This window comes from Streptomyces sp. NPDC002403 (genome assembly GCF_053593015.1).
Window position 1 is genome coordinate 172,160 of record NZ_JBSFBQ010000013.1, and the last position, 11,593, is coordinate 183,752.

Genomic DNA, 11,593 nt, shown 5'->3' on the forward strand with positions numbered 1-11,593 from the left:
GCCCATGAAGCTCGGCGCGGTCGTGATCACGATGGGCAATCGCCCCGAGGAGCTCCGCGCCCTCCTCGATTCGGTCGCCGGACAGGACGGCGACCGGATCGAGGTGGTGGTCGTCGGCAACGGCGCCCCCGTACCGGACGTCCCCGCCGGCGTGCGGGCCGTCGAGCTGCCCGAGAACCTGGGCATCCCCGGCGGCCGCAATGTCGGGATCGAGGCCTTCGGCCCGTCCGGGGCCGACGTGGACGCCCTGCTCTTCCTCGACGACGACGGGCTGCTGCCGCTCGCCGACACCGCCGAGCTGTGCCGGCGGGCCTTCGAGGCCGATCCCGAGCTGGGCATCATCAGCTTCCGCATCGCCGACCCGGACACCGGTGTCACCCAGCGCCGCCATGTGCCGCGGCTGCGTGCCTCCGATCCGATGCGTTCCTCACGCGTGACGACCTTCCTCGGCGGCGCCAACGCCGTACGCACCAAGGTCTTCGCCGAGGTCGGGCCGCTGCCCGGCCGGTTCTTCTACGCGCACGAGGAGACCGATCTCGCGTGGCGGGCCCTGGACGCCGGCTGGATGATCGACTACCGCGCGGACATGGTCCTCAACCACCCGACGACCGCCCCCTCGCGGCACGCGGTGTACCACCGCATGGTGGCCCGCAACCGGGTCTGGCTGGCCCGCCGCAATCTGCCCGCCCCCCTGGTGCCGGTCTACCTCGGGGTGTGGCTGCTGCTGACCCTGCTCCGCAAGCCCTCGGCCCCCGCGCTGAAGGCATGGTTGGGCGGCTTCCGGGAAGGCTGGTCCACGCCGTGCGGAACCCGCCGTCCGATGAAGTGGCGCACGGTGTGGCGGCTGACCAGACTCGGCCGACCTCCCGTGATCTGAGAGGCTCACCTCTGAGAGCATGGGACGTACGTTTTCTCCACGGGACCTGTCCGCTCCGAGCCGCGCCCCCGACCGGCTGCGCATCTTGAATACGAGAGTTTCAACTGGTGAGAGACACAACCCATGACGGTGCGGTGGCATTGAGCACCCCACCATCCGCCGACGACGGCCTGAGCTCGGCCGGACTGGCCGCCAAGTACGGCCTGACGGTGAGCGGCGCCCGGCCGGGGCTCTTCGAGTACATCCGGCAGCTCTGGGGCCGGCGCCACTTCATCATGGCGTTCTCCAGGGCGAAGCTGACCGCCCAGTACAGCCAGGCGAAGCTCGGCCAGCTGTGGCAGGTGGCCACACCGCTGCTGAACGCCCTGGTCTACTACTTGATCTTCGGGCTGATCCTGGGCACCCGGAAGGGAATGACCCAGGAGGTCTTCATCCCGTTCCTGGTGACCGGCGTCTTCGTCTTCACCTTCACCCAGAGTTCGGTGATGGCGGGTGTGCGGGCCATCTCCGGCAATCTGGGCCTGGTCCGGGCACTGCACTTCCCGCGTGCCTCGCTGCCGATCTCGTTCTCGCTCCAGCAGCTCCAGCAGCTGCTGTTCTCGATGATCGTGCTCGCGGCCGTGGCCATCGCCTTCGGCAGCTACCCGAGCCTCTCGTGGCTGCTGATCGTCCCGGCGCTGGTCATGCAGTTCGTCTTCAACACCGGCCTGGCGCTGATCATGGCCAGGCTCGGCAGCAAGACCCCCGACCTCGCCCAGCTGATGCCGTTCGTCATGCGGACCTGGATGTACGCCTCGGGCGTCATGTTCTCCATCCCGGTGATGCTCAAGGACAAGCCGGACTGGATCGCCGATGTGCTGCAGTACAACCCGGCGGCCATCTACATGGACCTGATCCGCTTCGCGCTGATCGACGGGTACGGCGCGGGGAACCTGCCGGCGCACGTCTGGATCGTGGCGCTGGCCTGGGCGGTCCTCATCGGCATCGTGGGCTTCGTGTACTTCTGGAAGGCAGAGGAACGGTACGGCCGTGGCTGACGACAAGACTCCGGGGCGCATCCCCACCGTCATCGCCGACGATGTGCACATCGTGTACCGCGTCAACGGCGCCGGCGGCGGCAAGGGCAGCGCCACCGCGGCGCTGAGCCGGATCCTGCGCCGCGGCAAGGGCGAGCCGCGCGGTGTGCGCAAGGTGCACGCCGTCCGCGGTGTCTCCTTCACCGCCTACCGGGGCGAGGCGATCGGCCTCATCGGGACCAACGGTTCCGGGAAGTCGACGCTGCTGCGGGCCATCGCCGGCCTGCTGCCGACCGAGCACGGCAAGGTCTACACCGACGGGCAGCCCTCGCTGCTCGGGGTGAACGCCGCGCTGATGAGCGATCTGACCGGTGAGCGCAACGTGGTGCTCGGCGGTCTCGCGATGGGCATGTCCCGCGAGGAGATCCGCGAGCGCTACCAGGGGATCGTCGACTTCTCCGGGATCAACGAGAAGGGCGACTTCATCACCCTGCCGATGCGTACGTACTCCTCCGGCATGGCCGCGCGCCTGCGCTTCTCCATCGCGGCCGCCAAGAACCACGACGTCCTCATGATCGACGAGGCGCTGGCGACCGGTGACCGCAAGTTCCAGATCCGCTCCGAGAAGCGCATCAGGGAGCTCCGCAAGGAGGCCGGCACCGTCTTCCTGGTCAGTCACAGCAACAAGTCCATCAGGGACACCTGTGACCGGGTGCTGTGGCTGGAGAAGGGCGAGCTGCTGATGGACGGCCCCACGGACGAGGTGCTCAAGGCGTACGAGCGCGAGACCGGCAAGTAGCGGCTCTGCCGGTCCCGCGACACCGCTGCGGCCCCCGCCGGTTCTCCGGCGGGGGCCGCAGCGGTGTCCGGATCGTGGACGGTCGCCGGCGCTCTCCACGCCCGGCGGTACGTCCCGCACCGGATCTCGTTCCGACGGATGACGTCAATCGCCGTGTGTACGAGGAAGGTTGGCGGGGCGGGAAGCGTTCCCGCGACGCGCTCAACACCCCGCCGTATGGATGAGCGTTGTACAACGTAAGCTGTACCGGTGCTGATTCGAGGCAAGTGGGGCGATCGTGCCCGGTGCGCGGCCCGTAGGCAGCGCTCCGCACTCGACAGAGCGGGCGGCGTGTCCGGAATGGGATGTTTTGGGTCAGCAGTGTAGAACGGGAGATGTGACGGCCATGACGGAAGATCTCCAGCTCCGAGGTGCTCACGCCGTCCCAGCACCGGGCGGTCACTGGTGACCCGTACCCGGCAGACGCACCCCGATGACGTCGTGCCCAGCACTCTCGACAAGGCCGCGGACGAGAACTTCCCCGTAGCCCCCTTCTTCCTGCCCCGCGCCTGGCGCGACGACCTCATGGCCGTCTACGGCTTCGCCCGCCTGGTCGACGACATCGGCGACGGCGACCTCGCCCCCGGCGGCGCCGACGCCCGCCACCTCGGCGTCGATCCCGTGCGGGCCGACGACCGGCTCGCCGTGCTCGACGCCTTCGAGGCCGATCTGCACCGGGTCTTCGACACCGCGGGCGACGGCCCCCGCCACCCCCTGCTGCGCGCCCTGCGTCCCACCGTGCGGCGCTGCGCGCTGACCCCCGAACCCTTCCTCGGCCTCATCGAGGCGAACCGGCAGGACCAGAAGGTCCGCCGCTACGGGACGTACGAGGAACTGCTGGCCTACTGCGAGCTCTCCGCCAACCCCGTGGGCCGGCTGGTCCTGCAGATCACCGGGACCGCCAGCCCCGAGCGCATCCGCCGTTCCGACGCGGTCTGCACCGCCCTCCAGATCGTCGAGCACCTCCAGGACGTCACCGAGGACCTCGGCCGCGACCGGATCTATCTCCCCGCCGACGACATGGCGCGGTTCCACGTCGACGAAACCGATCTCGCCGCCCCCTCGGGGAGCGCGTCGGTGCGTTCGCTGGTCGCGTACGAAGCGGAACGCGCCCGGGAACTGCTGAATGAAGGCACCCCTCTGGTGGGTAGCGTCCACGGCAGGCTCAGGCTGCTTCTCGCCGGATTCGTGGGAGGGGGGCGCGCCGCCCTCACCGCGATCGCGGCCGCCGGGTTCGACGTACTGCCCGGACCGCCCAAGCCCACCAAGCCCAGCCTGCTGCGCGAGGTGGGAGTTGTCTTGCGAAAAGCGCGTAGAGAGGGGTGAGCCGGACCGTGGAGGGACAGACGACGTACATGTCGGCACCGGTACAGGCCGCATACAGTTACTGCGAGGCGGTCACCGGACAGCAGGCGCGTAACTTCGCGTACGGCATCCGGCTGCTGCCGACGGAGAAGCGACAGGCCATGTCGGCGCTGTACGCCTTCTCCCGGCGCGTCGACGACATCGGTGACGGCGAGCTGGACGCGGACACCAAGCGGGCCCGCCTGGAGGGCACCCGTACCGTCCTGGACCGGATCCGGGACGGAGCGGTCGACGAGGACGACACCGACCCGGTGGCCGTCGCGCTCGCCGACGCCGCGCGCAGATTCCCGCTCCCGCTCGGCGGGCTCGACGAGCTCATCGACGGCGTGCTGATGGACGTGCGCGGTGCGACCTACGAGACCTGGGACGACCTCAAGGTCTACTGCCGCTGTGTCGCGGGTGCCATCGGCCGTCTCAGCCTGGGCGTCTTCGGCACCGAGCCCGGCGCCCCGGGGGCCGACCGGGCCGCGGAGTACGCCGATACGCTGGGCCTCGCGCTCCAGCTGACCAACATCCTGCGCGACGTACGCGAGGACGCGGGCAACGGGCGTACGTACCTGCCCGCCGACGACCTCGCCAAGTTCGGCTGCTCGGCCGGCTTCCACCGGGCCACACCGCCGCCCGGCGCCGACTTCGCGGGCCTCGTCCACTTCGAGGTGCGGCGCGCCCGCACCCTCTTCGCCGAGGGATACCGGCTGCTGCCCATGCTGGACCGGCGCAGCGGAGCCTGTGTCGCGGCCATGGCGGGGATCTACCGCCGGCTGCTCGACCGGATCGAGCGAGACCCCGAGGCGGTGCTGCGCGGCCGGGTCTCGCTGCCGGGCCACGAGAAGGCGTACGTCGCGGTGCGCGGCCTGTCGGGTCTCGACGCCCGGTACATCTCCCGGCGCACCACCAGGGGGCGTGTCTGATGCGCCGTGAGGACATCTCGCGCACCATGTGCAACACGGAGACCCGATCCGCCCGGCGATCAACCCCGCGCCGAGCCCTCGCGTCCCAGACTGAAGTGACCCGGCGAAAGGAGGACGCATGACGGACGACGCCCCGCGCTCCTCCCGCGCCGTCGTGATCGGCGGCGGCCTCGCCGGAATCACCTCGGCGCTGCGTCTCGCCGACGCCGGGCTTGACGTGACCCTGCTCGAAGGGAGGCCCCGGCTCGGCGGCCTCGCCTTCTCCTTCCGGCGCGGCGAACTGACGGTCGACAACGGACAGCATGTCTATCTGCGCTGCTGCACCGCCTACCGCTGGTTCCTCGACCGCGTCGACGGGGCCCGCCTGTCCCCTCTGCAAAACCGTTTGGACGTGCCCGTTCTCGATGTCGGACGCCCCTCGGGCCCCCGGCTGGGACGACTGCGCCGCAACGGGCTCCCGGTGCCCTTCCACCTCGCCGCCGGACTGGCCGGTTATCCGCACCTCTCGCTCGCCGAGCGGGCGGGCGTCGGCCGCGCCGCACTGGCACTCGGCCGCCTGGACCCCGACGACCCCGCACTCGACGACATCGACTTCGGCAGCTGGCTCGCCCGGCACGGCCAGTCGCCGCGCACCGTCGAGGCACTCTGGGACCTGGTCGGCGTCGCCACGCTCAACGCCACCGCGCCGAACTCCTCGCTGGCCCTGGCCGCGAAGGTCTTCAAGACCGGACTTCTGTCCGAGCCCGGCGCCGCCGACATCGGCTGGGCGAGCGTGTCCCTCGGCGAGATCCACGACACGCTGGCCCGCAAGGCCCTCGACTCCGCCGGAGTCCGTACCGAACTGCGGACGAAGGCCTCCTCCCTCACCCGGACGGCGGACGGCCGCTGGATCGTGGACACCGGCGCCGAACGGATCGAGGCGGACACCGTCGTCCTGGCCGTCCCGCAGCGCGAGACCCACGACCTGCTGCCCGAGGGCGCGCTCGACGAGCCCGAGCGGCTGCTCGGCATCGGAACGTCGCCGATCCTCAATGTGCACGTCGTCTACGACCGCAAGGTGCTGCGCCGCCCGTTCTTCACCGCGCTCGGCTCCCCGGTCCAGTGGGTCTTCGACCGTACGGACGCCTCGGGCCTCACGGGCCCCGGGCAGTATCTCGCCGTGTCCCAGTCCGCCGCCGACGAGGAGATCGACCTTCCCGTCGCCGAGCTGCGTGCCCGCTACCTGCCCGAGCTGGAGCGGCTGCTGCCGGCCGCCCGCGGGGCCGGCATCAGGGACTTCTTCGTCACCCGGGAGCGCGCGGCGACCTTCGCCCCCGCTCCCGGCGTCGGCCGGCTGCGGCCGGGGGCCCGCACCCGTCTCCCCGGCCTCTGCCTGGCCGGGGCGTGGACGGCCACCGGCTGGCCCGCGACGATGGAGGGTGCCGTCCGCAGCGGGTTCAGCGCGGCGGACGCCGCGCTCCGGGCGCTCGGCCGCTCCCATGAACATCCGCTGCAGGAGGCGGCATGAGCAGTACCACCGGAACAAGAGGAGAGTCAGTGACCCCGGCGAATCCGGCTTTCGACACCGTGGCCGACACCACGGACGTCACCGCGCTTCTGGAGCGCGGACGGGCCCTTTCCACGCCGGTGCTCCGGGCCGCCGTTGACCGGCTCGCACCGCCCATGGACACCGTCGCCGCCTACCACTTCGGCTGGATCGACGCCCAGGGACGGCCCGCCGACGGCGACGGCGGCAAGGCCGTCCGTCCGGCCCTCGCGCTGCTGTCCGCGGAGGCGGCGGGCGCAGCGGCCGAGGCCGGCGTCCCCGGCGCCGTGGCCGTCGAACTCGTGCACAACTTCTCGCTGCTGCACGACGACCTGATGGACGGCGACGAACAGCGCCGCCACCGCGACACCGTCTGGAAGGTGCACGGCCCCGCCCAGGCGATCCTGGTCGGCGACGCGCTCTTCGCCCTGGCCAACGAGGTCCTGCTGGAGCTCGGCACGGTCGAGGCGGGCCGCGCGACCCGGCGGCTGACCGCGGCCAGCCGCAAGCTCATCGATGGCCAGGCCCAGGACATCTCCTACGAGCACCGCGAGCGGGTCACCGTCGAGGAGTGCCTGGAGATGGAGGGCAACAAGACGGGCGCCCTGCTCGCCTGCGCCTGCTCCATCGGCGCGGTCCTCGGCGGCGCCGACGACCGGACGGCCGACACCCTGGAGGCGTACGGATACCACCTCGGCCTCGCCTTCCAGGCCGTCGACGATCTGCTCGGCATCTGGGGCGACCCCGAGTCCACCGGCAAGCAGACCTGGAGCGACCTGCGCCAGCGCAAGAAGTCCCTCCCGGTCGTCGCCGCGCTCGCCGCGGGCGGCCCGGCGTCGGAGCGCCTGGGCGAACTGCTCGCGGCCGACGCCAAGAGCAGCGATTTCGACAGCTTCTCCGAAGAGGAGTTCGCCGCCCGTGCGGCACTCATCGAGGAGGCGGGCGGCCGTGAGTGGACCGCCCAGGAGGCCCGTCGGCAGCATGCGGTCGCCATCGAGGCACTGCACCGCGTCGACATGCCGCAGACCGTGCGGGCGCAGCTCACGGCGCTCGCGGACTTCGTCGTCGTACGAAAGAGATGATCACTATCTGTTCGATATGACTCGCAGTCGCCGGCCGGTGCCCGTATAAGGCACCGGCCGACGGAGACCCCCAGCACAGCAGAGGAACTGACTGCACGAAGGGGAAGCCATGACAGCGACGACCGACGGAAGCACCGGGGCCGTGAACCCCCGCGCAGCCTCGGCCAGTGAACCGACCGACACAACCATCGCCGCGGACGACGTGTTCAGCGCCGCGCGGCGGGCCGCGGAACGCTCGGTGGAGCACCTCCTCGGCAGGCAGGACGAGCAGGGCTGGTGGAAGGGCGACCTCGCCACCAACGTCACGATGGACGCCGAGGACCTGCTGCTCCGTCAGTTCCTCGGGATCCAGGACCCGGCCACGGTCCAGGCGGCCGGCCGCTTCATCCGCGGCGAACAGCTGGGCGACGGCACCTGGGCCACCTTCCACGGCGGCCCCGGCGAACTCTCCACCACCATCGAGGCGTACGTGGCCCTGCGGCTGGCGGGGGACCGGCCGGACGATCCGCACATGGCCCGCGCCTCGGCCTGGATCAGGGAGCAGGGCGGCATCGCGGCCGGCCGGGTCTTCACCCGGATCTGGCTCGCCCTCTTCGGCTGGTGGAAGTGGGACGACCTGCCGGAGCTCCCGCCCGAGCTGATGTTCTTTCCCAAGTGGGCGCCGCTCAACATCTACGACTTCGGCTGCTGGGCCCGCCAGACCATCGTGCCGCTCACCATCGTCTCGGCGAAGCGGCCGGTACGCCCGGCCCCTTTCCCGCTCGACGAACTGCACACCGACCCGCACAACCCGAACCCGCGCACGCACCCCGCCCCGGCCGCGAGCTGGGACGGCGTCTTCCAGCGCCTGGACAAGGCGCTGCACGTCTACCACCGGATCGCGCCGCGCGGGCTGCGCCGGATCGCGATGAACTCGGCGGCCCGCTGGATCATCGAGCGCCAGGAGAACGACGGCTGCTGGGGGGGTATCCAGCCGCCCGCCGTGTACTCCGTCATCGCCCTGCACCTGCTCGGTTACGACCTGGACCACCCGGTGATGCGGGCCGGACTCGAATCGCTCGACCGGTTCGCCGTGTGGCGCGAGGACGGCGCCCGGATGATCGAGGCCTGCCAGTCCCCGGTGTGGGACACCTGCCTCGCCACCATCGCGCTCGCCGACGCCGGGGTCAGCCCCGACCACCCGGCCCTGGTGAAGGCCGCGGACTGGATGCTCGGCGAGGAGATCGTCCGGCCCGGCGACTGGTCGGTGCGCCGCCCCCGGCTCAACCCGGGAGGCTGGGCCTTCGAGTTCCACAACGACAACTACCCGGACATCGACGACACCGCGGAGGTGGTCCTCGCACTGCGCCGGGTCCGCCACCCGGACCGGGCACGTGTCGAGGCCGCCATCAGGCGCGGGGTCCGCTGGAACATCGGCATGCAGTCCCGCAACGGGGCCTGGGGCGCCTTCGACGCGGACAACACCAGCGCCTTCCCCAACCGGCTGCCGTTCTGCGACTTCGGCGAGGTCATCGACCCGCCGTCCGCCGATGTCACCGGGCACGTCGTGGAGATGCTCGCCGTCGAGGGGCGCTCCGGTCACCGCGTCACCCGGCGCGGCATCGAGTGGCTGCTCGCCGAACAGGATCCGAACGGAGCCTGGTTCGGCCGCTGGGGCGTCAACTACGTATACGGAACAGGGTCGGTGGTGCCCGCGCTGGTGGCCGCCGGGCTGTCCGTGACACACCCGGCGATCCGCCGCGCGGTCGGCTGGCTGGAGTCGGTGCAGAACGACGACGGCGGCTGGGGCGAGGACCTGCGCTCGTACCAGGAGGAGAAGTGGATCGGGCACGGTGCCTCGACCCCCTCCCAGACCGCCTGGGCCCTGCTCGCGCTGCTCGCCGCCGGACGCCGGGACAGCGGGGCCGTACAGCGGGGCGTCTCCTGGCTCACCGCGACGCAGCGGGCCGACGGCTCCTGGGACGAGCCGTACTTCACCGGCACCGGCTTCCCGTGGGACTTCTCCATCAACTACCACCTCTACCGTCAGGTGTTCCCGCTCACCGCACTCGGGCGGTACGTGTACGGCGAACCGTTCGCCGACCGCACGGCCACCCGCAAGGGGGCCTGATGCCCGGCGGGCCGGGCACACCCGGCCCCGCGGCGCCGCTGCTGATCGCCTGCGCGCTCGGCATCGAGCAGTTCGCCCTGCGCAGCGGCCGGGGCCGGGCCGGCGCCGCCTCCGGTCCGGTGACCGTGCTCCGTACGGGCATGGGACCCAGGGCCGCCGAAACGGCCGTCGAGCGGGCGCTCGGTCAGCACCGGGCACCCGGTACGGCGGTCCTCGCCTCCGGGTTCTGCGCGGGGCTGGTGCCCGGAATGCACCCGGGAGACCTGGTGGTCGCCGACGAGACCCGGGACTCCGGGGACCCGACGGTCTGTACCGGTCCGGGCCTGCTCGCCGAGGCCCTGGCCAGGGCGGTGCCCGGCCGCGCCGTCCACACCGGTCCGCTGACCGGCTCCGACCATGTCGTACGCGGACATGAACGGGCCGGGCTGCGGGCCACCGGAGCGATCGCGGTGGACATGGAGTCCGCCGCCACTCTGCGCACCGCTCTGCGGTCCGGGCCCCGCCCGGTTGCCGCCGTACGGGTGGTCGTGGATGCTCCGGAGCATGAGCTCGTCCGCATCGGCACGATACGCGGTGGAATATCAGCTTTCCGGGTTCTCCGTGCCGTCCTGCCGGCTTTCCACGAATGGCACCGATCTTTGCTGCTCCCCAGGAGGTGAGCCAGATGGCCATGCCGCTCCGTCAGTCCATCAAGGTTGCGACGTACCTCATTGAACAGAAGCTCCGCAGGCGGGACAAATTCCCGCTCATTGTGGAACTGGAGCCGTTGTACGCCTGCAATCTCGCGTGCGAGGGCTGCGGGAAGATCCAGCATCCGGCGGGCGTGCTCAAGCAGCGCATGCCGGTGGCCCAGGCCGTGGGCGCCGTGCTCGAATCGGGTGCCCCGATGGTTTCCATCGCCGGCGGCGAACCACTGATGCATCCGCAGATCGACGAGATCGTCAGGCAACTGGTGGCACGGAGGAAATACGTCTTCCTGTGCACCAACGCGATGCTGCTGCGGAAGAAGATCGAGAAATTCACGCCCTCGCCGTACTTCGCTTTCGCCGTGCACATCGACGGGCTCCGGGAGCGGCACGACGAATCCGTTGCCAAGGAAGGTGTTTTCGACGAGGCGGTGGCGGCGATCAAGGAGGCCAAGCGGCGCGGCTTCCGGGTCACCACGAACTCCACCTTCTTCAACACCGACACCCCGCAGAACGTCATCGAGGTCCTCAACTACCTCAATGACGACCTGAAGGTCGACGAGATGATGATCTCGCCCGCCTACGCCTACGAGAAGGCGCCCGACCAGGAGCACTTCCTGGGCGTCGAGCAGACCCGCGAACTGTTCAAGAAGTCGTTCGCGGGCGGCAACCGGAACCGCTGGCGGCTGAACCACTCGCCGCTCTTCCTGGACTTCCTGGAAGGCAAGGCGGACTTCCCGTGCACGGCCTGGGCCATCCCGAACTACTCGCTGTTCGGCTGGCAGCGGCCCTGCTACCTCATGAGCGACGGCTACGTGCCGACGTACCGTCAGCTCATCGAGGAGACCGACTGGGACAAGTACGGCCGGGGCAAGGACCTGCGCTGCGCCAACTGCATGGCGCACTGCGGCTACGAGCCCACCGCCGTGCTCGCCACCATGGGGTCGCTGAAGGAGTCCCTGCGCGCGGCGCGCGAGACCGTCTCCGGGAACCGGTGACGTCATGACCGCCGGAGGGCCGGTCGAACTGGGTCTCCCCGGGCTGCCGGCCCGGCCGCTCGCGATGCGCCGCCCCTCGCGGCGCATCCGGGTCGGGTCGGTTGCGGTGGGCGGGGATGCGCCGGTGTCGGTGCAGTCGATGACGACGACGCGTACGTCGGACGTGGGTGCGACGTTGCAGCAGA

General features: G+C 70.7%; 11 protein-coding genes. All 11 read left to right on the forward strand.

Annotation, left to right across the window (positions count from 1 at the left end):
• Window positions 1-4: 4 nt before the first annotated feature.
• Window positions 5-877, forward strand: a complete 873-nt coding sequence (locus tag ACWCPY_RS17420) for a glycosyltransferase family 2 protein (protein ID WP_451265828.1) — start codon at window positions 5-7, stop codon at window positions 875-877.
• A gap of 107 nt (window positions 878-984) precedes the next feature.
• Window positions 985-1,914 carry an ABC transporter permease gene (locus ACWCPY_RS17425; protein ID WP_451265799.1) on the forward strand — a complete coding sequence of 310 codons (930 nt, stop codon included), beginning with the start codon at window positions 985-987 and terminating at the stop codon, window positions 1,912-1,914.
• Entirely contained in the window at window positions 1,907-2,692 is a 786-nt protein-coding gene (locus ACWCPY_RS17430; RefSeq protein WP_451265801.1) for an ABC transporter ATP-binding protein, read from the forward strand. The genes ACWCPY_RS17425 and ACWCPY_RS17430 overlap by 8 nt, the downstream gene beginning before the upstream one ends.
• A gap of 444 nt (window positions 2,693-3,136) precedes the next feature.
• Entirely contained in the window at window positions 3,137-4,057 is a 921-nt protein-coding gene (hpnC, locus tag ACWCPY_RS17435) for a squalene synthase HpnC (RefSeq protein WP_451265803.1), read from the forward strand.
• Between the two features lie 29 nt (window positions 4,058-4,086).
• A complete protein-coding gene (gene hpnD / locus ACWCPY_RS17440) occupies window positions 4,087-5,007 on the forward strand; it encodes a presqualene diphosphate synthase HpnD (protein WP_451265805.1) in 921 nt (306 codons plus the stop codon).
• A gap of 118 nt (window positions 5,008-5,125) precedes the next feature.
• Window positions 5,126-6,514, forward strand: a complete 1,389-nt coding sequence (hpnE, locus tag ACWCPY_RS17445; RefSeq protein ID WP_451265807.1) for a hydroxysqualene dehydroxylase HpnE — start codon at window positions 5,126-5,128, stop codon at window positions 6,512-6,514.
• On the forward strand, window positions 6,511-7,614 hold the full coding sequence (locus ACWCPY_RS17450) for a polyprenyl synthetase family protein (protein ID WP_451265809.1): 1,104 nt from the start codon (window positions 6,511-6,513) through the stop codon (window positions 7,612-7,614). The genes hpnE and ACWCPY_RS17450 overlap by 4 nt, the downstream gene beginning before the upstream one ends.
• Window positions 7,615-7,723: 109 nt before the next feature.
• Window positions 7,724-9,724 carry a squalene--hopene cyclase gene (shc, locus tag ACWCPY_RS17455; RefSeq protein ID WP_451265811.1) on the forward strand — a complete coding sequence of 667 codons (2,001 nt, stop codon included), beginning with the start codon at window positions 7,724-7,726 and terminating at the stop codon, window positions 9,722-9,724.
• Window positions 9,724-10,383, forward strand: a complete 660-nt coding sequence (locus tag ACWCPY_RS17460; protein ID WP_451265813.1) for a phosphorylase family protein — start codon at window positions 9,724-9,726, stop codon at window positions 10,381-10,383. Before shc ends, ACWCPY_RS17460 begins: the two co-directional genes overlap by 1 nt.
• A 5-nt stretch (window positions 10,384-10,388) precedes the next feature.
• The gene (hpnH, locus tag ACWCPY_RS17465) at window positions 10,389-11,408 is read left to right on the forward strand and encodes an adenosyl-hopene transferase HpnH (protein ID WP_451265815.1); all 1,020 of its coding nucleotides are present in this window, start codon (window positions 10,389-10,391) and stop codon (window positions 11,406-11,408) included.
• A gap of 4 nt (window positions 11,409-11,412) precedes the next feature.
• On the forward strand, window positions 11,413-11,593 hold a 181-nt coding region (locus tag ACWCPY_RS17470), incomplete at its 3' end, for a flavodoxin-dependent (E)-4-hydroxy-3-methylbut-2-enyl-diphosphate synthase (protein WP_451265817.1).